22 protein-coding genes are annotated in these 25013 nt (G+C 47.9%); 8 read left to right on the top strand and 14 right to left on the bottom strand.

What is annotated here, in order from left to right:
• Positions 1-204 precede the first annotated feature (204 nt).
• The gene (locus EZMO1_RS00595) at positions 205-2013 is read left to right on the top strand and encodes a Na/Pi cotransporter family protein (protein WP_051790596.1); all 1809 of its coding nucleotides are present in this window, start codon (positions 205-207) and stop codon (positions 2011-2013) included.
• Positions 2014-2059: 46 nt separating this feature from the next.
• Here the strand turns inward: EZMO1_RS00595 and ppx are convergent, their stop codons facing one another.
• Positions 2060-3562 (bottom strand): exopolyphosphatase, encoded by a 1503-nt coding sequence (gene ppx, locus EZMO1_RS00590; RefSeq protein WP_051790594.1) that lies wholly within the window; start codon positions 3560-3562, stop codon positions 2060-2062.
• A 196-nt stretch (positions 3563-3758) separates the two neighbouring features.
• Between ppx and trxA the strand changes: the two genes are divergently transcribed.
• From trxA to EZMO1_RS00565, 5 genes are all read left to right on the top strand, one after another.
• Complete coding sequence (gene trxA, locus EZMO1_RS00585) at positions 3759-4082, top strand: thioredoxin TrxA (RefSeq protein WP_034879077.1); 324 nt, start codon at positions 3759-3761, stop codon at positions 4080-4082.
• A 505-nt stretch (positions 4083-4587) separates the two neighbouring features.
• Positions 4588-5847: a transcription termination factor Rho gene (gene rho / locus EZMO1_RS00580; protein ID WP_034879076.1), complete on the top strand. Its 1260-nt coding sequence runs from the start codon at positions 4588-4590 to the stop codon at positions 5845-5847.
• A 116-nt stretch (positions 5848-5963) separates the two neighbouring features.
• The gene (ubiD, locus tag EZMO1_RS00575) at positions 5964-7439 is read left to right on the top strand and encodes a 4-hydroxy-3-polyprenylbenzoate decarboxylase (RefSeq protein ID WP_034879075.1); all 1476 of its coding nucleotides are present in this window, start codon (positions 5964-5966) and stop codon (positions 7437-7439) included.
• A gap of 5 nt (positions 7440-7444) precedes the next feature.
• A complete protein-coding gene (locus EZMO1_RS00570; RefSeq protein WP_051790592.1) occupies positions 7445-8173 on the top strand; it encodes a hypothetical protein in 729 nt (242 codons plus the stop codon).
• 199 nt (positions 8174-8372) lie between these two features.
• Positions 8373-9020, top strand: coding sequence for a TetR/AcrR family transcriptional regulator (locus EZMO1_RS00565; protein WP_051790654.1), 648 nt, complete (start codon positions 8373-8375; stop codon positions 9018-9020).
• A gap of 180 nt (positions 9021-9200) precedes the next feature.
• Here EZMO1_RS00565 and parC read toward each other — a convergent pair whose 3' ends face one another.
• The 3 genes from parC to EZMO1_RS00550 form a co-directional block, all read right to left on the bottom strand.
• Positions 9201-11456, bottom strand: a complete 2256-nt coding sequence (parC, locus tag EZMO1_RS00560; RefSeq protein ID WP_034879074.1) for a DNA topoisomerase IV subunit A — start codon at positions 11454-11456, stop codon at positions 9201-9203.
• A gap of 49 nt (positions 11457-11505) precedes the next feature.
• Positions 11506-12075, bottom strand: a complete 570-nt coding sequence (locus EZMO1_RS00555; protein WP_420809914.1) for an endonuclease — start codon at positions 12073-12075, stop codon at positions 11506-11508.
• 551 nt (positions 12076-12626) lie between these two features.
• Positions 12627-13271, bottom strand: a complete 645-nt coding sequence (locus tag EZMO1_RS00550; RefSeq protein ID WP_034879073.1) for a queuosine precursor transporter — start codon at positions 13269-13271, stop codon at positions 12627-12629.
• 411 nt (positions 13272-13682) lie between these two features.
• Here EZMO1_RS00550 and EZMO1_RS00545 point away from each other — a divergent pair, with 411 nt between their 5' ends.
• Positions 13683-14600, top strand: coding sequence for a cation diffusion facilitator family transporter (locus EZMO1_RS00545; protein WP_201772233.1), 918 nt, complete (start codon positions 13683-13685; stop codon positions 14598-14600).
• A gap of 38 nt (positions 14601-14638) precedes the next feature.
• On the opposite strand, the gene EZMO1_RS26035 is transcribed toward EZMO1_RS00545, so the two are convergent.
• A complete protein-coding gene (locus EZMO1_RS26035; protein WP_145912422.1) occupies positions 14639-15004 on the bottom strand; it encodes a hypothetical protein in 366 nt (121 codons plus the stop codon).
• Positions 14958-16241 (bottom strand): FAD-dependent monooxygenase, encoded by a 1284-nt coding sequence (locus EZMO1_RS00535; protein ID WP_061509239.1) that lies wholly within the window; start codon positions 16239-16241, stop codon positions 14958-14960. The genes EZMO1_RS26035 and EZMO1_RS00535 overlap by 47 nt, the downstream gene beginning before the upstream one ends.
• A 207-nt stretch (positions 16242-16448) precedes the next feature.
• Between EZMO1_RS00535 and EZMO1_RS00530 the strand changes: the two genes are divergently transcribed.
• Positions 16449-18095 carry a hypothetical protein gene (locus EZMO1_RS00530; RefSeq protein ID WP_034879068.1) on the top strand — a complete coding sequence of 549 codons (1647 nt, stop codon included), beginning with the start codon at positions 16449-16451 and terminating at the stop codon, positions 18093-18095.
• A 60-nt stretch (positions 18096-18155) separates the two neighbouring features.
• On the opposite strand, the gene EZMO1_RS00525 is transcribed toward EZMO1_RS00530, so the two are convergent.
• The 8 genes from EZMO1_RS00525 to EZMO1_RS00490 all read right to left on the bottom strand — a co-directional run bounded on the left by EZMO1_RS00525 (position 18156) and on the right by EZMO1_RS00490 (position 24970).
• Entirely contained in the window at positions 18156-19082 is a 927-nt protein-coding gene (locus EZMO1_RS00525; protein WP_034879066.1) for a hypothetical protein, read from the bottom strand.
• Complete coding sequence (locus EZMO1_RS00520) at positions 19079-19810, bottom strand: SDR family NAD(P)-dependent oxidoreductase (RefSeq protein WP_034879065.1); 732 nt, start codon at positions 19808-19810, stop codon at positions 19079-19081. The genes EZMO1_RS00525 and EZMO1_RS00520 overlap by 4 nt, the downstream gene beginning before the upstream one ends.
• A complete protein-coding gene (locus tag EZMO1_RS00515) occupies positions 19807-20232 on the bottom strand; it encodes a MaoC family dehydratase (RefSeq protein ID WP_034879064.1) in 426 nt (141 codons plus the stop codon). The genes EZMO1_RS00520 and EZMO1_RS00515 overlap by 4 nt, the downstream gene beginning before the upstream one ends.
• A 17-nt stretch (positions 20233-20249) precedes the next feature.
• Positions 20250-20498 carry an acyl carrier protein gene (locus EZMO1_RS00510; RefSeq protein WP_034879063.1) on the bottom strand — a complete coding sequence of 83 codons (249 nt, stop codon included), beginning with the start codon at positions 20496-20498 and terminating at the stop codon, positions 20250-20252.
• 41 nt (positions 20499-20539) lie between these two features.
• Positions 20540-22318 carry an HAD-IIIC family phosphatase gene (locus EZMO1_RS00505; RefSeq protein ID WP_034879062.1) on the bottom strand — a complete coding sequence of 593 codons (1779 nt, stop codon included), beginning with the start codon at positions 22316-22318 and terminating at the stop codon, positions 20540-20542.
• Between the two features lie 108 nt (positions 22319-22426).
• Complete coding sequence (locus tag EZMO1_RS00500; RefSeq protein WP_034879061.1) at positions 22427-23443, bottom strand: polysaccharide deacetylase family protein; 1017 nt, start codon at positions 23441-23443, stop codon at positions 22427-22429.
• Between the two features lie 78 nt (positions 23444-23521).
• Positions 23522-24619 carry an acyltransferase family protein gene (locus tag EZMO1_RS00495; protein WP_034879060.1) on the bottom strand — a complete coding sequence of 366 codons (1098 nt, stop codon included), beginning with the start codon at positions 24617-24619 and terminating at the stop codon, positions 23522-23524.
• Between the two features lie 114 nt (positions 24620-24733).
• Positions 24734-24970 carry a hypothetical protein gene (locus EZMO1_RS00490; RefSeq protein WP_034879058.1) on the bottom strand — a complete coding sequence of 79 codons (237 nt, stop codon included), beginning with the start codon at positions 24968-24970 and terminating at the stop codon, positions 24734-24736.
• Positions 24971-25013 lie beyond the last annotated feature (43 nt).

Here is a 25013-nt window from a genome sequence, read left to right as displayed (position 1 = left end):
TGTTCATCTTCGCCTACTCAAAAATCCGAGCTTCTATTATCGGTCGCCACAGTAGACACTTTAATGACATTTTTACGACTAATTGAAGACGCCTCTTTCCCCCGCCCCTAAACATAAAATTCGTCACAGAAAGACTGTAGAGCCTGACAGGTAACGCCGATAAATGAGCCTATAGCCTGAGTAGCTGCAACTGGATGAGGCTTTATGCTTAGTCGATTGTTTTTACCTTCAACACTGGTCTTATTGATTTACGGATTCTGGGTCAGCCCGGAGTTTAAAATCATTGCTGCAGGCGTTGCGATCTTTCTGTTTGGCATGGTTTATCTGGAGCAGGGCTTCAAGGTATTCACCGGCGGTCTGCTGGAAAATATTCTGCAAAAAACCACTGACAAGGTATGGAAAAGCCTCAGCTTTGGTATCGTCTCAACAGCTATTCTGCAATCCAGCTCTCTGGTTTCCGTTATTGTTATCTCGTTTCTCAGTGCCGGACTGATTGGTCTGGCTGCCGGTGTCGGCATTATTTTTGGAGCAAATCTGGGAAGTACAGCTGGCGCGTGGCTGGTTGCCTTATTTGGCCTGAAAGTAAAACTCTCGGCCTACGCTATGCCCATGCTGGTGATTGGCCTGATACTGAAAACCCAGCGGGCAAAAAACCTTAACGGCTTTGGCTTTATTCTGCTCGGCATTGGTTTTTTGTTTCTCGGCATTCACTACATGAAAGAAGGCTTTGAAGCATTTAAAAGCGCCATTGACCTTGCCGAGTATTCCATGGACGGACTCGCCGGAGTACTGGTTTACACCATGATTGGCATGCTGGCTACAGTCATCATGCAGTCAACCAATGCCACCATGGTGCTCACCTTTTCAGCCTTGGCTATTGGCCAGCTCTCTTATGAAAATGCACTGGCTATTGCCATTGGTTCAAACGTGGGTACAACCATTACAGCCATTCTGGGAGCCATTAGCGCTAATGCTGAAGGAAAGCGACTCGCCGTTGCTCATCTGACATTCAATGTCATTACCTCCATGCTGGCGATCAGTCTGCTTAACCCTTTGATCAGTCTGGTTGACCATATCGCCGAATATCACGGTGTTGCCAGTGACAACTACACGTTGAAGCTGGCCATTTTCCATACCCTTTTTAACATTATTGGTATTGTCACATTGCTGCCGTTCATGGGGGTTATGGTCAAATGGCTGCAATCATTGTTCAAGGATCAAAGTGCAACCGCTCCGCTCAACCTGGCCAGTCATGATGGAACAGAACCTGAAAAATCCATTTATCTGAATCCTGTTACCCTCAGCTATCCAGACACGGCGATGCGGGCTATGACCCGTGAGTGTGCCCACCTGTACCGAAACACTCTGGAAATTATCTGTTACAGCATTCACCTCTCGGGTGAAAAGCTAAGAAAAACGGACAACCTTCAGGAGCTGATCACTAACCGGCAAGAACAAGAACACCCCTGGACTATTAAAGAACTCTATATTCGCCATATTAAAGGCATTTACGCTGATATTATTCAGTACTCTGGTGCTCTGGAAGGCCGACTACCTAAACAGCAGGCGCAAGAACTGTTTGCCCTGAAAGTCGCCTGCAGGGATTTTGTGCAGGCCATCAAGCACGTCAAACACATCTATAAAAATATGGGTAAGTACACCGAGTCGGAAAACGAACAGATTCGTGAGCAATACAACCAGCTCAGACTTTGTCTGGCATCCGTTCTGAAACTGATCGATCTGTTGGGAGTAAAGCGCCAATACAGCCATATTCGCGAACATACCGACCAGTTAAAGCAGGAACTCAGAGAACAGGATGAACAAACGAACAGAGCTCTGAATGAATTGATACGATCCGGTCAGGTTGATGCCTATATGGCCAGCTCACTTCTGAACGACAGCGCCCACGTCCACGATGCCTGTACCAATCTGATTGACGGGGCTGTCATCATGCTCACCAGAGATCGTGAGGAATATCACGACTTCGATGTCACTCCAGAGATGATCGGCTGACAGGCTAAAGCTCAGCTCGCTTTAGCCTGACCGTCATGAATCATTGTCAATCAACAACCAGCCAATAACCTACCCGGATCTGCTCAATTCGCTCCCGCTCAAAATCAGCCGCCGTCAGAGGGTGCTGTTTCAGCCATTTTCTGGGAAAAGAAACACTCAGTTTTTTATCGCCAGCCTCCAGAGAGAAGGTAAAGCGGTTATCAGTGCCCCGAATATGATTCAAGACAATGGCTATCCGAAGCAGGATAGTCAGTTTCAACAGCCTGCCTTCTTCATCATCACTATCAATCAGCGAACGGGGAATTGTGCGTCGGTGCCCTCTGACCAATAAAGCCAGCTTATGCTGCTGCGCCTTGCTGAAACCCATCAGGTCAGAATGATGTATCAGGTAAGCTCCGTGCCGATGGTACTGGGAGTGGGAAATGTCCAGACCGATCTCGCACACCTGTGCCGCCCATGACAGCAATTCTCTTTCACTCTGGCTCAGCCCCCACTCATCAGCCACCTGATCAAAACAGTACAGTGCATGCTGCCGGACAGCTTCAGCATTAGTCTGGTCAACGTGATAGCGTTTCATGAGGGCAGAAATGGTGCGTCCACGGACATCTTCATGCCGGTCACGACCCAGCATGTCATACAGTACACCTTCACGCAGAGCGCCATCGGAATACTGCATCTGTTCAATATCAAAGGCATCGAAGCAGGCTGTTAAAATAGCCAGCCCGGCTGGAAAAATGGTCTGACGCTCAGGTTTCAGACCCGGAAAGCGGATACGATCGGTGCGATTAAACACCAACAGGTCGTTTTTCAGCTTATCCAGCAGTTCCCGGGTAATAACATCGCCTTCACCCATCGCCTGCAGAATACAGCTGACCGTACGAATGGAGCCGGAAGAGCCCACGGCATCCTCCCAGCTGAGTTCCCTGTAGGCCTTCTCGATGTTCAGCAATTCCAGCCGGGCGGCATAATAGGCAGATTGAAAACGTTCAGCGGATAAATGCCCTCCGGAAAAGAAGCGATCATTAAACGTGACGCAACCCATGTGCAGGCTTTCCAGCAGCTTGGGTTCAAAGCGCTCGCCCACAATCAGCTCAGTACTGCCACCGCCAATATCAACCACCAGTCGCCGGTCATTATCGTCTGCCTGAGTCTGGGCAACGCCCAGATAAATCAACCGGGCCTCTTCACGGCCGGCAATAATTTCAATGGGATAAGGCAGTATTCTGGCGGCTCTTCGTACAAATTCGTCGCTGTTTCTGGCTTTTCTCAGCGCATTGGTGCCAACAATTCTGATGGCCTGAAAGGTTCTGCCCTTCATATATTGGGCAAACTGTGCCAGACAGTTAAGCCCGCGCTCCATTGCCGCTTCAGACAAATTGCCATCTTTTGCCAGCCCGGCTGCCAACTGAACTTTTTCGCCCAGCCGCTCAACCGGCCGGATTTCGCCCTGATCGACCCGGGCGACAATCATATGAAAGCTGTTAGACCCCAGATCAATAGCCGCCACTAGCGGTTGACCGTCTGTCTCACTTTGACCGATTTCTCTCATGATCCTTTACTGCTAGGTGTGTTTACCTGAAAGCCGGACTCAGCATAACAGAAGGCGGCTTATCTCACATAACGGATCATTATTTATTGTCTGTCTGTACAAAACCCTGCAAATTTAAAACGTCGGCAATTGTTTCCCGGGCAGGCCGTTTGCTATGATTTCGTAACTGAATGCAAATGGCTAGGAGATCCATTCCATGAGCGATATTGTCAATGTGACAGACGCTTCCTTCGATGAGGACGTACTGAAAGCAGACGGACCGGTACTGGTCGATTACTGGGCTGAGTGGTGCGGGCCCTGCAAAATGATTGCTCCGGTACTGGATGAAATAGCCCAGGACTACGACGGCAAGCTGAAAATCTGCAAGCTGAACATCGATGAGAACGAAGCGACTCCACCAAAATACGGTGTGCGTGGTATCCCGACCCTGATGCTGTTCAAGGGCGGAAATGTAGAAGCCACTAAAGTCGGCGCGCTGTCCAAATCCCAGTTGACCGTATTTCTGGATAGCAATCTCTGATTGATATCAGGGGTTCACATGCCAGAAATGGCCGGATGTTATTGTTGAGGTTTTCATCCGGCGGTTTGACTGGCGCAGTCATCAAAACCGACGTTCAATGAACGTCAAAGCAATGTTAGTCAGGTCTATCAACACCTGAAACGGATAAAATAATAATAAAACCGAATTAAAGCCGAATTAAAGTTGACGAGACACTAGTTCTTGATTATTTTCCAGAAAAGGATATAGACTGTCGAAGTGACGTGTGTCAGATACCAAAGCAACATAAATTGGTACAATGACAGTCAACAGAATTATTTCCGGCCAGGCTTGTTTTGAATTCTTTCGAGCCATAACTCACTTAATTCAATAACATGACCTAAAACATCGGGCTGTAGCTGGAAGGCTGTAAACAGCTTTCGCAGGGATCGGCATTAAGCGATCCTGAATATAATAATCTCAATAATATCTGATTTTCCTGCAACTACGACGGCCACTACCTTTCAATATAACGTTCCAAACTGTTATGCATCTTACCGAACTTAAGAAAAAATCTGTTCCTGAGCTTCTGGCAACAGCCAATGAAATGGGTCTGGACAACCTCGCCCGTTCACGGAAGCAGGACGTAATATTCTCCATCCTCAAGCGCCACGCCCGCAGCGGGGAAGATATCTTTGGCGAAGGCGTTCTGGAAATCCTTCAGGATGGCTTCGGTTTCCTGCGCTCTGCCGACAGTTCCTATCTGGCAGGCCCAGATGATATTTATGTATCCCCAAGCCAGATTCGCCGTTTTAACCTGAGAACCGGCGACAGCATCTCTGGCAAAATTCGCCCGCCAAAAGAAGGTGAGCGTTATTTCGCCCTGCTCAAAGTTAATGAAATTAATTTTGACCAGCCAGAAAACGCCCGTAACAAAATCCTGTTTGAAAACCTGACCCCACTGTTTCCACAGGACCGTCTGGTTATGCAAATGGGTAACGGTTCAACAGAAGACCTGACAGGCCGGATTATTGATCTGGTTTCTCCGATCGGTAAAGGTCAGCGCGGTCTGATTGTATCGCCACCTAAAGCCGGTAAAACCCTGATGCTGCAAAACATTGCGGCAAACATCACCCGCAACAACCCTGAATGCCACCTGATTGTACTTCTGATTGACGAACGTCCCGAGGAAGTCACAGAGATGGCACGTTCCGTTCGTGGTGAAGTAGTGGCATCTACCTTTGACGAACCACCTTCACGTCACGTTCAGGTGGCAGAAATGGTTCTGGAAAAAGCCAAGCGTCTGGTAGAACACAAAAAAGACGTTGTTATCCTGCTGGACTCCATCACCCGTCTGGCTCGTGCTTACAACACCGTCATCCCGTCTTCCGGCAAGGTACTGACCGGTGGTGTGGACGCCCACGCACTGGAGCGTCCAAAGCGTTTCTTTGGTGCAGCCCGTAACATCGAAGAAGGCGGCAGCCTGACCATCGTTGCCACCGCACTGGTAGATACCGGCTCCAAGATGGACGAAGTGATTTTCGAGGAATTCAAAGGTACCGGTAACATGGAACTGAACCTCGACCGTCGCATCGCTGAAAAACGTGTATTCCCGGCGATCGGCATCAACAAGTCCGGTACCCGCCGCGAAGACCTGCTGACCACAGAGGAAGAGCTGCAGCGCATGTGGATTCTCCGCAAGATTCTGCACCCAATGGACGAAATTCAGGCCATCGAATTCCTGCTGGATCGCATGAAGCACACCAAGACTAACGAAGAATTCTTCCAGGCGATGAAGCGCAAGTAAGCCTTCTTCATGTCCACAGAAGCAGTTTTGTATGCAGCTGTTTCTGTGGAATAGTCTCCCTTCTCAATAAAAAAACATTCAGCACAATAACGATAACCTTCCCGGCAGTAGAATCCATGAAATACAGGGACCTTCGAGATTTTATCCAATTGCTGGAGCAGCAGGGCGAACTGAAGCGAATTACCGCTAAGGTAGATCCCTATCTGGAAATGACCGAAATCAGCGACCGGACTCTTCGAAAAAAAGGACCGGCACTGCTTTTTGAAAACCCTAAAGGCTTTGACACACCCGTTCTCACCAACCTGTTTGGAACGCCAAAGCGCGTAGCCCTTGGTATGGGGCAGGAGAATGTGGATGCCCTGAAAGAAGTGGGGCAGCTGCTCGCCTACCTGAAAGAACCCGATCCACCCAAAGGGTTTAAAGACGCCTTACAGAAACTGCCTATCTTTAAACAGGTTCTGAACATGGGGCCAAAGATGGTCAGCAAGGCGGCCTGTCAGGAAGTGGTTTTAAAAGGGGATGACATTGATTTAACCCGGCTGCCCATACAAACCTGCTGGCCCGGAGATGCCGCACCTTTAGTGACCTGGCCTCTGGTCATCACCAAAGGGCCTGAAAAAGAACGGCAGAATCTGGGAATCTATCGCCAACAGCTTCTGGGACCCAACAAACTGATCATGCGCTGGCTCTCACATCGCGGTGGCGCACTGGACTTTAGGGACTGGCAACAGAAACATCCGGATAAACCTTTCCCGGTCTCCGTCGCACTGGGCGCAGATCCTGCGACAATACTGGGAGCCGTTACACCAGTACCCGATTCACTATCCGAATACGCGTTTGCAGGGCTTTTGAGGGGTTCCCGCACTGAACTGATAAAATGCAAAACTAACGACCTGCAGGTACCCGCCAGTGCCGAATTTGTTCTGGAAGGGCATATCCATCCGGGGGAAATGGCTGAGGAAGGCCCTTATGGCGATCACACCGGCTATTACAACGAAGTTGAATCCTTCCCGGTCTTCACGGTTGACTGCATCACCCATCGTAAAAATCCGATTTACCACAGCACTTATACAGGCCGTCCACCCGATGAGCCCGCCGTACTTGGGGTAGCACTGAATGAAGTGTTTGTGCCTATTCTGAAAAAACAGTTCCCTGAAATCGTGGATTTCTACCTGCCGCCGGAAGGCTGTTCATACCGTATGGCGGTCGTCACCATGCGTAAAGAGTACCCCGGTCATGCCAAGCGTATTATGCTGGGAGTATGGTCTTTTCTCAGACAGTTTATGTACACCAAGTTCGTGATTGTTACAGACGATGATGTCAATGCACGGGACTGGAACGATGTCATCTGGGCAATGACCACAAGAATGGACCCCAAACGGGACTCGGTATTTATTGAAAACACACCCATTGATTATCTGGACTTTGCTTCTCCGGTGGCTGGTCTGGGTTCAAAGGTGGGTTTTGATGCCACTCATAAATGGCAGGGAGAAACCGAGCGAGAGTGGGGCAGGGTCATCACCATGAGTGATGACATTAAAAGCAGGGTCGATGACCGTTGGCATGAACTGGGTATTTTTCCAGAGGAATAATCAAAATGGGTAATATCGTTTCGGAACAGGCTTTTAATGTCATCGACATGCATCCCGCAGGTTCCGACGTTTACCGGATTAAATTGAAACCCCGTTCAGGCTTCGTTCCACCTTATCGAGCCGGGCAATACCTGGAAATTCTTTTGCCCGGCAGACAACCCTGTGCTTTTTCTATTGCTTCTGCACCATCCTTTCAACAGGAAGACATTGAGCTCCACGTGCAGCAATTGCCGGAAAGTCAAACCTCGACCGAACTGTTTGATCAGCTGAACAAAGGCCGTGTTGATGTACGCCTGCCTTCAGGGAACTGTTTTTTGCCAGACCCATTACCGGAAACACCACTGGTGTTTGTCGCAGCCGGCACAGGCTTTGCCCAGATGAAAAGCATGGTTGAGCATTGCCTGAACCAGAATCATGCCAAAGGCATTCACCTGTATTGGGGAGCCCGAACACCTGCCGGTTTCTATTTGCCTTACCTGCCGATCCAATGGTCAGCCAGGGGCGTTCATTACCACCCTGTTGTCAGTGATGCTATTGCTGATGACGACTGGTGTGGCCGCCACGGCTTACTCTACGAGGCCATTCTGGCTGACAAGGAACAGCTGCTGGACGGCAATATCTATCTAAGTGGATCGCCGCAAATGGTTTATGCGACGATTGACGTTATCGAAAATGCGGGTTTTAATCGGAAAAACATGCATTCAGATGTTTTCGACTATGCACCAAGACCTTAATTTAAAACGACGATTGATTTATATAATTTGAATACAACCTTCTATATCACTGAATAATAATAAGTTTATATTAACTATTATTTTCAATTTAAAAGTCGTTCGACGTTTAAAAATCGGCATAGTTGGATGGCAATTATGTAACCCTTGTCTATATTGGTACTCGACAGTCATAACTCACAACTTAAACATGGTACCTGTCATGCAATCTTCTGCATCCACCATTGGGCATACAGGAATAAAGACCAGCCGGGTCCGACAGAAAAATATCCAGGTCATACTAAAAGCCGCTGAAGACGAATTTGTCATCAGCGGGTTCAAAGGGGCTTCGATTCGGGATATTGCTAACCGGGCCGGGCTTCCTAAAGCCAATGTGCACTACTACTTCAACAGCAAAATGGATCTTTACAGTGCCGTACTCTCCCACATCATGGACTTATGGGAAGCTGTTTTCAGTGGTTTGAATCCGGATGATGATCCGGCCAGCGCCTTACGACAATACATCAATGCCAAAATGCAATATTGTCTGGCTCACTCTAATGCGTCACGCATTTTCAGCAGTGAAATTATTCACGGAGGTCAGCACCTTAGAGAACACTTTAAACATTTCAAAGACTGGATCGACGAAAAATCCAAAGTGATTCAAGCCTGGATCGAGCAGGGCAAAATGGATCCGGTTGACCCATTACACCTGTTGTTTACTATCTGGGCCACGACTCAATACTATGTGGACTACAACCCACAGGTAGCCTGCGTTGTGGGGAAGGAAGAACTCAGCGAGGAAGATATCCAGGCTGCTACCGATCATCTGTGCAACCTGGTTATCAAAGGCTGTGGTGTCAAGGCATAGTGTCAAGGCATAGTGTCAAGGCATAGTGTCAAGGCATAGTGTCAAGGCATAGTGTCAAGGCATAGTGTCAAGGCATAGTGTCAAGGCATAGTGTCAAGGCATAGTGTCAAGGCATAGTGTCAAGGCATAGCGCTACGCCTGATCCACTACTTCCAGCCAACAGGACAGTGAATGAGCTTACTATTCACTGTCGTCTGCTACTTCAACACTGTCCACTTTCTGGAAACCTCTGGGCAGCTTGTTACCCCGGCGGCCACGCTCTCCATGATAATGTTCAAGGTCAGCAGGTTTTAACTTCACATGACGTTTACCCGCACGTAACACCAGAGAATCATCTCGACTGAAGACAGCCAGAGCCACCAGAATTTCAACACGGTCTGCTGCCCTTGCCGTTGCAATGCTGATTATCTTGTTGCCTTTACCCCGACCCAGCTTGGGCAATTCAGATAACGGGAATACCAGCATGCGCCCTTCATTGGTGACTGCAGCCAACAACTGATCATCACCTACAACCGGCACCGGCAACATTACGCGGGCATTTTTAGGTAATGTCAGAAGCGCCTTACCGGCTTTGTTCTTGCTGACCATATCGCCATGCTGAACCACAAAACCGTAACCGGCATCGGACGCCATGAGATAGCAGTCGCTGTTATCACCGACACACAAACCTTCAAACGTCGCGCCGGATGGCGGATTAACCCGCCCGGTCAAAGGCTCACCCTGTCCACGGGCAGATGGCAGGCTGTGGGTTTGCACCGAATAGGCGCGACCGGTGGAATCGATAAAGACAGACGACTGATTGCTCTTGCCCCGTGCCGACAATCGATATTTATCACCCGACTTATAATTCATGGTGGTAGGGTCCACTTCATGCCCTTTGGCACAGCGAACCCAGCCTTTTTCAGACAGAATGATAGTAACCGGCTCTGAGCTCATCAGGTCAGTCTCAGACAACGCTCTGGCTTCCTGACGCTGCTCGATAGGAGAACGACGCTCATCACCATACTGCTCTTTGTCTGCAATGATCTCTTTCTTAATCAGGGTCTTCAAACGACGCTCGGAGCTTAATACCAGCTCCAGTTGCTTACGTTCGTTATCCAGTTCTTCCTGCTCGGCACGAATCTTCATCTCTTCAAGCTTCGCCAGCTGACGCAGCTTGATTTCGAGAATAGCATCAGCCTGAAGTTCAGACAGTCCGAATTTCGCCATCAGGGCTTCTTTGGGCTTGTCTTCGTTGCGAATAATATCGATGACTTCATCAATATTGAGGAACGCTACCAACAAACCTTGCAGAAGGTGCAGGCGAGCCAGCACTTTGTCCAGACGATACTGCAAACGACGGCGCACCGTATCCGTCCGCCACGACAGCCACTCGGTCAGCATACGATCCAGCGACTTCACCTGTGGACGACCATTGACGCCAATCATGTTCATGTTCACGCGGTAGGTCTTTTCCAGATCCGTGGTCGCAAACAAATGATTCATCAGTCCTTCCACATCCATGCGGTTAGATTTGGGCACAATCACCAGACGAGTCGGATTTTCATGGTCAGATTCATCACGCAGATCTGCCACCATCGGCAGCTTCTTGGCCTGCATCTGGGCTGCAATCTGTTCCAGCACCTTGGCACCGGAACACTGATGAGGCAGGGCAGTGATGATGATGTCACCAGACTCTTTCTGGTAAACCGCCCGCATGCGAATAGAACCACGACCCTGTTCGTACATTTTCAGAATGTCTTCACGGGGCGTAATAATCTCGGCTTCCGTCGGGTAATCCGGTCCCTGAATATGCTCAACCAGATCAGCAACCGTTGCCTTAGGGTTTTCCAGCAAATGCACGCAGGCATCCGCGACTTCACTCAGGTTATGGGGGGGCACATCCGTCGCCATGCCCACCGCGATGCCGGTTGTACCATTCAACAGCAGGTTCGGCAGGCGAGCTGGCAAGATAGACGGTTCTTCCAGAGTTCCATCAAAGTTAGGTACCCAGTCTACGGTACCCTGCCCCAGCTCACCCAGAAGCACATCCGAGTATTTGGTCAGGCGGGATTCGGTGTAACGCATCGCCGCAAACGACTTGGGGTCATCAGGAGAACCCCAGTTACCCTGACCATCCACCAGCGTATAGCGATAGGAAAACGGCTGCGCCATCAGTACCATGGCTTCATAACAGGCACTGTCACCGTGGGGATGAAACTTACCCAGCACATCACCCACAGTACGGGCAGACTTTTTGAACTTGGCTGTGTTTTTCAGCCCCAGCTCACTCATTGCATAAACAATGCGCCGCTGTACCGGCTTGAGACCGTCGCCAATATGAGGCAAAGCCCGGTCCAGAATGACATACATGGAATAATTCAGATAAGCGCTTTCTGTATACGCGCGCAATGACTGGCGTTCTATTCCGTCGTCGCCAATAACGGTTTGTTCCATTCTGATAAAACCCGGAAGCGTTAAATAGTCAGCTAGTTATGATATCAGACTAACCGGCATGTGCTGAAACGTAAGGGTTCTCCCAACCCTGAACCCGCGAAATCTTGTCATTGCGCCTTAACTCCCACTCGGTGGGTGGATACAACTTATTCCAGGATTCATACAGTTTTCGTTGACCATCGCTCAGCCTGAACGGATAGCGATCTTCCATATACAGGTAGATTCGGGCAATCTTGCCCCGCTTGGCAATAGGAGGCTGTGCTTTACGCTCCCTGAAATTCACTTTGAAATCGCATTGCCCATACATTTCCGGCGTATCCAGAAGAAAGCCAAACCGGTAGTTGGATCGATCACCATTCACTTCGCCCACTGCCGGTGCCAGATTGTGCAGGTCGGCCTCCATCCGGCGAAACTTCTCATTGCGTCCACAGTTTCTGCGGCCACCGTCCTGCCAGCATTGCAGCTGATGACCAAACTCCCAGGCGGGTACAACGTGCTCCCACTCTATGCGATTCGCACGAACTTCTTGCTTTCGTACTTCGTAACCACAGGATTCAAGGTCAGGCACCAACCTTTTACCTTCACGCCTGATATCGCAGCCGCAATAAAAACTGGTCATATTATTTTCGTAAATTTTTTCAGCTTCTCGTTTGGCCTGTGAGAAATTCTGTGGCGCAGAGACAGCTTGAAAAGAAACCGTACAGATGGCAACCAGCAACAGGGCTTTAGCATTTTCGACGTAAGCCTCCCTACTTTGAGTAGGGAGATATAAGTCGGGAGTCCGCAAGGACTCCGGTTGAGATTTTGACATAGCTCTTATCGTACTCTATGCTGCTCTTGGCTTTTAATTGGCTGTTATCGAAAACCAAGTGACAACCAATGTTAGAAAGCCCAGAATTTAAAATTAAACCGGAAGGACTGTCCGGTTCTGCTGATGGAGGCTTCTGTGTAAGTCCAGTCGTTATAGACTGGCTGTAGCCCTTGAAGTCAGAAGCCCCCTACTTCAGTTGGGGGAGCAGTCACAGAAATACGATGATGGAAAAGACACTCACACACTCCGGCAAATGGCTGGAAATGTTCGATTGTATCTTCGGGGAAACAAAGAAATAAGGAGGGCAGGTCAAATAAAGCGTCTTAAGTCGTCTGGCTTTACCAGACGACCAGTACCGATCAGGCGTAAGCAGGTTGTGTTTTGGAAACAGGATGTTTCTTCAACATGGAAACGCCCATGTAAACAACCGGAGTGTCAATCGCCGCAATCAGCATTTTAACGATCCACTGACCAATAATCATTTCACTGATCGGAAACACACCATAAAAGGCAACCGTTACAAAAACGGCAGAATCAATCAGTTGCGATGAAAAAGTGGAAACGTTGTTACGCAGCCACAGATGTTTACCATTGGTGGCCTTTTTCAGACGACTGAAAATGGTGATATCCAGATACTGGCTGCAAATGTATGCGGCCATACTGGCAATGATAATTCGTGGACTGCTGCCTAATACCTGTTCGAACATTTCCTGTCCCTGCCAGAAGTAGGCAGCCGGCCAGACAATGGCCAGTTGAATCAGCAAGGTCACTGAAATCATGGCAACAAAGCCTGCCAGCACCATTTTACGCGCCACCTTTTCGCCATACACTTCACCAATGATGTCGGTGCAGGCAAAAGTAATTGCGTAAGCCAATACCCCGGCAGGTACGGCAAAGCCGGCAATGTTGATGATTTTTGCAGCCAGAACAGCTGCGATGGCCATGCCAGAGAAGAACAGTGAAAATACGATCATTCTCGGCAGTGGGTATTCCCGGGTACTCATGAAGAGACTCCTCGTTTGAAACCGCTGTCGTTTATATACCCATCGTCTTTGGAGATGTGGGGGTGTTGGCTGCTCACGGCAACTGCTCCTGCGTTGCTCTAGCTCCTGCATCCATGCAGTCGTCACTCACCCCGATCACCTACTTTTCGTAGGCTCACTGACAACGTTCCTGACGTTGCTCAGCATACACTCCATCCTTGGAGATAACGGGGCTTCGCTCGTTTGCCGCCTACCCACATCTCCAAATCCAATGGGTATAGGATATGTACGAAAGTACATAATTTGCAGGCTGTGAACCTTATCGGTCTCTCTGCATGGGGTCAATGGGGTAATCCGGTATTTTCAAAACACACTGATCGCTTTAAGGTTCAAGCCAGATAATTCATAAAAACGCGCACAACCGTAGATTCAATGACTGACAAACAACTATCGCCGTCTATGCATGATGCAGAACTGGCCACCCGAACGGTTACCGGTACCACCTGGGTCGGTTTAATCGTTAATCTGGCACTTTCCATTCTGAAAATTTTATCCGGAACACTGGGCAACAGCCGGGCAGTGGTCGCTGATGGTTTGCACAGCTTGTCTGATCTTGTCAGCGACTTTGCCGTTCTGGCTGGCGTAAAAGTCTGGTCAAAGCCTGCTGACAGTTGTCACCCCTACGGACATCAGCGTTTTGAAACTCTGGTGACTCTGTTTATCGGATTGTTGATGGTTGGAACCGGCATCGGTATCGCATGGGATGCCTTTGTTTCCTGGGATGCGGGAAATATTGCCAGTGCTGAGCCCATTGCCCTGATTGCCGCGCTCATTTCTATTGTCATAAAAGAGGGCTTGTTTCACTGGACCTTGTACAAGGGCAAACAGGTTAATTCGTCTGCCCTGATTGCCAACGCCTGGCACCACCGCAGTGATGCTTTAAGTTCCATGCCTGCAGCCATTGCCGTGCTGGTGTCGATGTTTCTGCCGCAGTTTGCATGGATAGACTTGGCAGGTGCGCTGGTCATCGCCCTGTTCATCCTGTTTTCAGCCTTTAAAATCTGTGCCCCTGCATTGAGTTCTCTGGTGGATTCCGGGGCATCGGAAGACATTACCGAACGACTTCATGCGCTGGCTGTCACCGTAGAAGGTGTTAAGGGCATTCATCGATTACGCACCCGGCATCATGGCGGGTTGTTTGTGGATATGCATCTGTACGTTGACGGTAGCCTGAGTGTTAATCAGGGGCATGATATTGCTTTAGCCGTTGAAACATTACTACTGGAAGAAGGGCCTCACATCATTGAGGTGCTGATACACATTGACCCATGGAATGAATCAGTGTCGTAACATGAAAAGGGCTGCGATGGCTGCCCTTTTTCATAAAATCAGTCGGTGTATTCTTCTATGGGAGCGAGGACTTCCGAAAGCTGAACACTCATCATTCCCACTACAAAAATCACCAGCGTCATCCCTGCACCAGACTGCATGGAAGACCATAGAGAGTCATGCTGTATCAGGTAATGGTAGGCGGTTCCAAGAAACAGCCAAAGCCACCAGTAACCCAAAGAGGCAATTGCAGCCAGTTTTAAAAAGGCCGATAACAACATCCGCATAACCTGACGCCCTACCTTAAATAATTCGCGTGGGCATCGTAACGCCCCTGCGACTCCATAGGCATCAGGGATTAACGCAAATGCAGGCAGTTTAATGTGAAAGCCAGCAGGGCTTTTTACCGGAAACTCCCATCGCATACTTCATCACCTGCGAAACGGCTGGTTTACTTTTCCCTGCAATGGCTAACAGTGCATTACGCGCCAGCTTTAACGGCAATGTGTCGTTACTGAATGCATGATAGAAAGTGTCCATTGTGGACATCATTAACTGGTTATCTTTTCGTCTGGATTTTTCATAACCCGCGAGTACATCAATAGCTCCCAGACTACGCTGCTGCTTTTTCGCATCGAGCAAATGCTGAGTTAGCCAGGCAACATCCTGAAAACCAAGATTGACTCCCTGACCGGCAAGAGGATTAATAGTGTGGGCAGCGTCACCCACCAGAACAACACCTTTCTTGTAGTAAGTTCCGGCATGTCTTCTGGCAAGAGGAAAGTAGCTGCACTCATGCAAGGCGAGTATTTCCGGCAACTCTTCAGGAAAGCTAGACCTGATCTGATCAATTAACAGCTTATTGCTTTCTTGTCCTGACAACATCATCAACTGCCGAACCTGCTCCGGCTGGTGATACCAGACAATGGATGCATAGCTTTTACCGTTAATATCCGGCAGGGGTAAAAAAGCTTCCGGCCCTGTTGGAGTAAATGCCTGCCAGGTGATGTCCTGCTGCCCGCCAGCTATTTCCACTGTAGCAACAAAACATTGCTGGGCGTATTCAGACGTTTCCAGTCGTATGCCAGCCTGCTCCCTGACTCTGGAACGGGCGCCGTCTGCCCCCACCAGCAATTCACCGGTAAAGGTGCGTCCATCCTGCAAAGTCAGTTCCGGCTGTTCTCCTGACAAATTCATTTGTTCAATACTGACCGGAGAATACAGATCAACATGACTGTTATTGCTTAACACTTCAAGCAAGCCCAGCTGAGTCACCCGGTTTTCAACAATAAAGCCCAGTTGGTCAAAATGAGCATCCGCAGCATTAAACAGGGTTTGATTAAACCGCTGACCTGTTTTCTTCTGTTGGGAAAACAGACTTAAAGATGCATCCAGCTTTTCCCAGACAGCCATTTTCCGGTAGGGACACATGCGCATGGATTGCATGACCGGCCATGCACCCACTTTCTGCAACAGTGCTTCTGATGCCTGACTCAGTGCCGACACACGAATATCGGGCAATGAGTCAGGCTCGAAAGGGTCTGGCACAGCCTGATCAAACACGGCCACACGAATATCATGCTGACCCAGAGCTGCTGCCAGGGCTGCACCCACCATGCCTCCACCAACTACCAGTACATCGTAGTGTTGTTTATTCATCATTATTCTTTATCGTTGCCTTGTTTGCCGCTCATGTTTGCTGCTCATATTTGCTACTCTTCTTTCCGCCAGAAGGCATTCCAGCGGCGGCACTTTTTGTGTGTCCGTCATCTGAGCATAGCCTGTTTGAATGCTCAAGAACTTGCAACTCATTCAGTCACTGCTAAACCAATACGGTCATAAAAACAGTGGCTGAACGAGGAATACATAATGAAGTATCGAACCATACCTGCTGTTTACCTTTTTACGGCTTTTCCTGCGCTGGCTTTTACAGGTTCAGAGTCCGGGTTCTCTGGTTCACTGGACGTTCTGGAGATACAGCCCTCTGCAGCCGGTTTTGTTAAAAAAGAAGTTTGGCCTGTTGATGGCAGGCTAACCCCAAAAGCGGATAAGGTGAAACCAGCACCAGTAAAATCACAGACGATCGAGCTACCCGCACGATTCAAAGGCATATCTGCGACCGTTTCCCGTTATGAAGACGGGCGACAGGTGCTAACGTTCGAAGAATCCAAAGTGAGCCCCCCAGCATTGCAGCAGCCAGAACTATTCACATCTGACTACGATAAACTATTGCTGCAAGTGGCAGTAATGATTGTGCAAAATGGCGCCCAAGTCTGGTACAACGAGAAAAATGGAAACTTTACCCTCTCTTTCGAATCCTACGCCCCTGCTTCTCAATCAATGGCAACGTTCAGCATTCAGATACCTTCACAAATCATAGCGGATAATGATCCGGAAGGTGTTCTTCCCGGTTTTACAATGCTGAGTAAAACTTCGTTAGGGGATGTCTTCAACGCATTCCATTGCTATCACAATAGTGCCACCTCGCATCGGCCACACATTGTAGGTTGTGATAATGACGCATTGCTTTCAGCAGGTAGTTCGAAAAATTCATACAACTACTTTTTGAATTTAAGAGCTTATCCCCGGGAACCATTGTTTTCTCAATTTAGCGAGCAGCCATTCGGTATTTATAATGGGCGATTTTTATCCGACGAACATTTGTTTTTAACCTATAAAGGAAAGCCCGTAAAAATAGCAGCTATTGGGGATATTCAAAACGCTGAAGAGCTAACCGACGCCGGAGGAGAAAGGACCGGTTCAGGAACGCAAAGTGATTCTCAAAAAGGGGATAGTGCACCAAAAAATAGAAAAAAAGATTTAAGTGGCAAAGGTGATTTGCCTAAAAAGAAAAGGTCAACTGGTGGGCAGGATGGTGATGACCCAAATGAAGAACGTCCTACGGACTACGGGCCAAAGCAACCAAATGACTCTACTGTAGGTGAATTAAAAAAATACAGTACTAAGGTCAAAAATTTAGAAGCGGCAATAGATAAAATTCGCTCAGAAATCAACTCTCTTAAAGTCCATATTGGTAACAAATGGTTGCAGAAAAAAAGAACCAGTGAATCACCAAATTACGAAAGAAAAATGCAAGAACTCAGCTCACTGGAAGGAAAGGTAACTGATTTGCTTGCACAGTTGAAGCAAGCCAGACAAGTGCCTCCTGCCAGAAAGGAAGTATTGTCCAAATTACCAAAGGCTAAAGATAAGGATCATCGCTTAACAACAAATCAGCTGATGCAACAGGTTAAAGAAGACTGGTACATCTACGAAGAAACCGAAGAAGCTGAAAGACAGAGACAGCAAAAAGAATACGAGAGAGATCTGCACAATTCTCAAATAAAGGATAATAAGAAACAAGACCAACCTGATGGAGAGAAGCAAAGTGCGCATCCTGATCCAAGTCATGAAGAGGAAGTGCCAAAAGAACCGCAAGAAGGCATTACCGATCAAAAAAGTGAATTGAATCTACAGTCAAATTATGAAGAAGATTTTCCCAAGTTAGGCCATTAAGTCTGAAAACTCTGTTCTAAACTGCCGGGCTACTTGTCCGGCAATTTTTAATGACTGCATTCAACCAGTTATCAGAGTCTGATCCTTCGCCCAGTGGATCAAATCACTGCGTCCCCAAACCATTAAATAGCTGGTTGGGGTATATTCCCCCTGCTCAAACAGCTTGCGCCGTTTCTTGTTCTGCAAAGCTATATGATCAGCATCAGTGCTGCTGTTTAAGCGAAAAAAAGAGGCACCGCCCGATTCAGGTAACTGTCGTAAATAAGCCATTTTTGACGACTGCTGCCCGACAACAGGGTCCCAGAACCAACTTTGTGCAAAAATACCTGCTACATCCGGTTCGGACTCCAGACGTCTGGCTATCTCAATGTAGAAAGATTGCCAGCCTGCCTCTAAAAAGTGAGGATTGGTTCGCCGGTCTTCCATGTGCAGCTCATACATAGTCCGATAACGGTTTTTCAATGTGCCGTACAGCAGGCAGATTCCTCTGAAAAACTGTTTACCACCGCCCGACAATAAAAAGCCTCTGGGTAATGCTCTGGGTTCATAGTGGCAAATGGAGTGACTTGGCCACAGGTTCAAAGCCGATATTGCCAGATCTTTTTTAAACAAATCGCTGTTGCGATCCAGAACAGCACTTTCATCACTGGCTTGATCACAGACCGATTCGAACCATCGCTCAACAGCTTCCACACAAACATCAGGAAGGTGTTTTGCCATTGCGGCATCCAGCTGTGGAAGGCTGTGCAACATCAGCTTAACTAACGCCAACTTGTGAATACTGTTGAGTGTGGGCTTATCGTATAAACGCTCCAGCTCATCCAGCCAGCGCATCATGTCATCAGTAAAACTGTCGTATGGACGCGCAGGCATATCATTCTGAACAAACGCCAGATACCGTTGAATAAGGGTGCTTCTGTCGTTCACATGACTTAGCGCGTTTTCCAGAACCTGTTGTGTGTGCAATAGTTTTTGAGGCAGTGTCACACAGATTCTCCACCAGTGATCGGTAAGTTCGTGCCGTTGATATACCTCGCCTCATCAGACAACAAAAAGGCAACTGCCGGTGCAACTTCACTGACCGTTGCATGGCGCCTCAGAGGGTGAGAAGCAGCACCCTGCAGTCGCATATTATCTGGCAACCCTTCTATAAATGGTGTATCAACCATTGAGGGTGACACTGCATTTACGGTAACGCCTTTACTACCGTATTCCTTAGCCAGTGATCGCATCAAACCAAGCTGTGCATACTTTGCCATTGTGTAATCTGCCATGGCATTGGGCGGCATACCCAGCGTGACACTGCTGATGATAAACACCACTCGTCCGTATCCACGCTTTGCCATACCCGGTAAAAAGGCTTTGGCAATTTCCAGACTGCTCAACGCCTGTACCTGTAAATGCTGAAGTGCCTGGTCTCGCGTAATTTTTTTAAAACGGGTTAATTCCAACCGTGGAGACTGGGCAAAAATAAGATGGTCGGGCCCTTCACAAAGGGCTTTGGCTTGCTCAATAAAACGTTCACAGTCTTCTTCTCGGCTTAAATCTGCACCAAGGGTATCCAACTGGCAGAGCATGCCTTTACCCATATTTTCAAGGGACTGTGTATTGTGAAAACCGTGGGCAAGAATACGATCACCCTGACGATCCAGAACTCTCATCGTTTCCCGGCCAATTTCAGAGCTGGCACCAATGATCATACGGTGGACACTCATACCTGCGCCTCTTCAATACCTGAGAAAATTCTTGCCTTTGACACCACCTTACCGTGCTGGTTACGGATAACGGCTTTAATCTCAATGCGTTTAAGTAAGGTATGTACATCCACCACTTCACCTTCCAGTGTCAATGTATCCCCCACATAAACGGGTCGTTTGAACTGCGTTTGTACTTCCTGAAGTAAAGCCATTTCACCGGGCAGATAAACGCCCACCAGCGTGGAATAGAGCGAAGCTGTGAGCATGCCGTACACCACCACATCCGGGTGGCCTCTTTTTACAGCGTGCTCTTTATCGGTGTGCAAAGGGTTGATATCGCCACTGATGAGGGTAAATGCCTGAAGCTTTTCATGGGTCACCTCCGACTCAAAGCTGTATTTTAACCCCACTCTGATCGTATCAATGGTATAGCGATTCATGGCGTTCTCACTGAAGCTTATGAGGCTTCTATTTTTTTAGAAATTAATTCAACGGTGTCGCCTACGTTACCGGCATGATTGAGTTGTTCGATCTCCTGCAGGCTGAACTTGATTTTCAGCTCATGCTCTATCGCATGAATGATTTGAATCTGTGCCAGAGAATCCCAGTCTTCAGCATCGTCTGCCACCGTTTGAGGGGTTATCTCCAGATCGTCTTCATCCAGTACATCACTGATAATAGTGGCGAGTGTTTCGAAAATTGTCATAGCGGCTCCTGATTGTCATTCTTGTTAGTGACGCCTGTCCGTTAATTCTCAATGGTCATGGGAATATCGTGGTTCAGCTCGGCATCCGTGACTTCATACTCCCACCAGCTCGAACCATCATCTTCTTTTGATGTGCATTGAAAATCCAGTGTCTGATAAAGCTCTTTGACAAGACCATTCTTCTTTGTGGGTATATAGTGTCCAACCAGATGGGTAATACCGGCTTTCTGCGCATGACTTCGCAGTTCCCGGAACATGGCCCATTCAAGGTCTCGCTTGAAGACCCGGCAACTCATTAACCAGAGTTGGATATACAATCCACCGTCTTTTTGTTCAGCTACCACCACGGATACAATGCCATTGTCGCCAAACTTGTCGATCAGTCGTCCATACAGAGTGATATGGGAAGACGACTGCATAAAGGTCTCCATTTCCTGAAAGCCGTAGCGGTAGGTAGTGAGATTAAACTGATTGGTTTTATTGGTGAGCTGAGTCACTCTTTCCAGCGCAACATCATCGAACGGTTTGATCGTGGCTTTCATGTCCAGTGACAGCAGATAATCCGCATAGTTTTGATGCTGGCTTTGTAGCTGTTGCCGCTGCTGATTCTGGGCGTACATTTCTGCTCGTTGTATGTCTTCCTTGTTCAGAGAAATCAGCTCGAACAGACAAGCCTTATCCAGATAACGTATGTAGTCTGTTATATCGTCACCGATGTCGGGCACAGCCACTGCGGGATGCGTATTGCTGACCAGGTTACGCTCACTGGGGTTATCATCCAGAAACGCCAGTGAATCCAATCCGATGTTGAGTGTTTTGGCAATGTTTTCGATATTGATGTCTTTATTGTTCCAGTTTGCTTTAAAAGCACTGAAATCTTTTAAACCCAGCACACTGTCGGGGTGGGTAAAGCCAAGCCGGGCATTTTCATCTTCATTCTTGCTGCAGACTGCCAGCAAAATCCCCCGCTGGTGAAGTGCTTTCAAATAATACTGAAGGTCACTGAAAGCTTCGGCATCGGCATTTTCCTGACCTATTTTTATGCCGTTAACACCATCATCGCCAATGATGCCGCCCCACAAGGTATTATCCAGATCACAGACAACGGCCTTTTTGCTCAACCCCAGTGACGCTTTAACCTGTGCCGCAATACTGTAGGCCAACTCTGGAACTGCATCGCTACTCATAGCGTACTTGTAAGCGTACCACTGCGCCTTGTCATACCAGCGGCCTAATCCAAACCAGGCCGATAAATAGTTAATGTCGTGTAAAATAAAACCGGAATGTGTTTGGGAATACTCAGAAAACAGACTGTTCAGCTTCTGGGTAAACCGGGTTTTGCCGCACACTGCGCTGGCATCCAGATTTCCCAGCGGGCGGGAAAAGGGCAGCTCAAAGTTATTCTGGATAACAGTCGCATTGTATTTGCTGCCCAATGCCTGCCAGATGGCTTGATAATAATCAAAGCAGCTTTTCAAAGCCTGTTCGACATCGGCCTCACTGGCTGATAAATCAGGCCAGTCGGTTAAATTGACACTGCTGGTGTGGATATAAATAACCTGAGGATTAAAGGCATCCAGTTCAGGGTTATCGAATACCGCCTCCTGATAAAACTGGTTGTAACCAGACTCGTATGTCTCGACATTGATGCCTTCATTTAACAAAAACAACTCGATGAACTGGCACACTTCGTTGGTGGTTGAGCCACCTAAAACAGCAATTCGCAAAGGTTCCCGGTTCAGCTGTTTTTTAAGAGAGCGTCGCATCTTTTTTTGATGACGCTGCAAATACGCCACGTCCAACGGGTAACGGATTTTCATTGCTGATGGCTCCTTTACAGCTGATGGCTCCTTTACAGCTGATGGCTCCTTTACAGCTGATGGCTCCTTTACAGCTAATGGCTCTGTCATAGCTTTACCCACCCGGTTTTATGCTCGAACCTTTTTCTTCAAACGCCGCATTACATCCAGAGTCCCTGACATAGTGACTCTCAGCTGATCCAGCGAGCGAGAATCCATAATCAGGTTGCGTTTCAGTTTAAGAAGGTGCTCTTGCCTGCTGTTTAACCCTTCGTCCAGCGTTGTCGCCGTTTTGATACCCAGCTGCTCCAAATAGGGAATCTGCTCGGGCGACCAGATACCACTCGGATAACAAAAGTGATCCAGACCGCTGTCTATTTTCAACTGCTCGGATAACGTATTTTTATTCACCTGAACTTCACGCTCAATACCTGCATCGTCGTTAGGCAGCCGGTGTGTATGAGTGTGTAACTGGATATCAACCAGAGGCGAACTGGCTGCTGCAGCGATCTCACTGTAGTTGGCATTATGAAACCGGCGAGAAGTTATATCTCTCCCATCCACATTCAGGCTGGCAGCGATTGCTTTCAGGAACTGCATTTTCTGCTGATCGGTAAAAGCGCTGATGGTCTGCTCGACACTTCTAACAATGGCGGCTTTATCACCTGTAAATTCAAAACGCTTTCCGTCGTACTCAACATCCAATGACTTGGCAGGCTTTTTCCACAACCAGTATTGCAGTAGCACATTAACAACCGGAATCTGGTGATTGCAGTAATACGTCGTCACATAAAGCGTGGCAGGAAACTGGTAACAAGATAACACCGGCAGCAACGATGAGACACTGGAAAACCATCCGTCATCAATGGTTATGACCACCGGATATTGATAGGTCACTTCTCCGCGCAGATGCCGCTCTGCTTCTTGCAAACTGATCACGTTGTAATGGGATTGCTGAAGATAATCCAACAGCTCGGTCAGCTTGTCTTTAGATACAAAGACACCCGGCCAGAAACGATGTTCGTCTTCCAGAGAAATAGAATGAAAACAGAGAATCGTGACATGATGGCGATGGAAATAAGAAGCCGCTCTTGTTGCACCAGAGCGCACAAGCCCTTTAAACAAGATATTTCTTAGTCCCTGCATAGACACTCCCTGTCTTTATGCAATTTACTATAAAACCATACTTTTCTGACTGATGACACTCATCAATCTGGCCTGAAATCAGCTCGCCTTTTTCTTAAGAAAACGGTCTTTAATATAAAGCCGCGCCTTTACCTCAAGGTGATAATACGTCACATGGGAAACCAGCCAAGTCACTGCAACATAAACCAATACAGCGAGAGCAGTGTGCCATCCTACGTCAACTGATAGCAGTTTCTGGAAAAGGTAGTTAAACACCATGAAAACAAGCCAGTGGCAAAGGTAAACCGAGTAAGAAATTTCTCCCAGATAAATCCAGATGCGTCTTCCCAGACAGCGGGCAAGCAGTCCCTTGTCTTCTGTCAGGGCAATCACCAGAACAGCCAACGCCATAATGTAAAGAACATCCCACTGGTGCGGCACCTGTAACCAGGTCATCACGATAATGGCTATAAAGGCGACTTCACCCAGCCACCACAGGGCGTATTTTGTATTCTGCTTGAAGATATTAAACAACAAGCAGCCAATAGAGAACTCGGATAAAATTCGGATGACATTGGTTTCCCAACCACTAAAGTACTTTTCCCCATCACTCAGATACCAGCCTATTGCCGTCGTACAGAGCAGAATAGCAATGCAGCTTATCAGGCAGGTCAACATGGACATTTTTCGGGAAAAAACAAGATACGTCAGCCAGGGAAATACAAGATAAGCAAACGCTTCCGTACTGACAGACCAGGACGGAATATTCCAGCCCCTTGATTCAGGAATGCCAAACCCGTTGGTCAATGTAAGGGAATAAACCAGTTTGCTAAACGTAAAAGCTTCGACTTTAGATTCATAATGAAACAGCACCGAGGCCGAGAGATAAATAACCACCAAAGCCATCGTTGTAAAAAAATGAACCGGGTAGACTCTGGCAAACCGGAGAATCATGAAGTTCTTCCAGGACGTGGCTGTCACACCGTCTTCAAAGTCTTTCTGGTGAACGTACGATATGACAAAGCCGCTCAGAATAAAGAATAAATCGACCCCGAGCCAACCGGTGTCAGCCACATTTTTCACAGACTCAGGCAAAGAGCCATTCAGTGGATATTGATTGATAATATGATGAAAAAAAACCCACAAGGCAGCGACACCACGAACCCCGGTTAAGGCTTTAATGTGTTTCCTGTCCATTTGATCGTGCCTGCCATGAATTTACCGCATTAACAATCACACTATCGGCAAGGCAATTGCTTTCTTTTCTCAGATTTTTACAGGTTCTCAGGGGGGAAAGGGTATGGATGAAGCTTATTTATCCTGATCTTTCTTTTTCTTGGTTTTGCGCTCGATGATTTTCCTTTTTTTCTTACGCGCCTTGCGGGCAGCCAGTCGTTTATCATTGGATCGTTCAGAACGGTCATGGGGTAAAACCGGTTGATAGGTTTTATCACCTTGCTTTTTATTTTGTTGATCCTCTCCTGAACCATCGTCAGAGCTTTGCCCGTAATCCAGATTGGTTGACGTTGTAGAAGGGTCTATTTTCATGATTGAGCGTCCCTGCCCGAGTTAATAACCATTCCGTTTTTAA

Source organism: Endozoicomonas montiporae CL-33 (genome assembly GCF_001583435.1).
Taxonomy (GTDB): domain Bacteria; phylum Pseudomonadota; class Gammaproteobacteria; order Pseudomonadales; family Endozoicomonadaceae; genus Endozoicomonas_A; species Endozoicomonas_A montiporae.
This window is presented reverse-complemented; position numbering and strand designations above follow the sequence as displayed.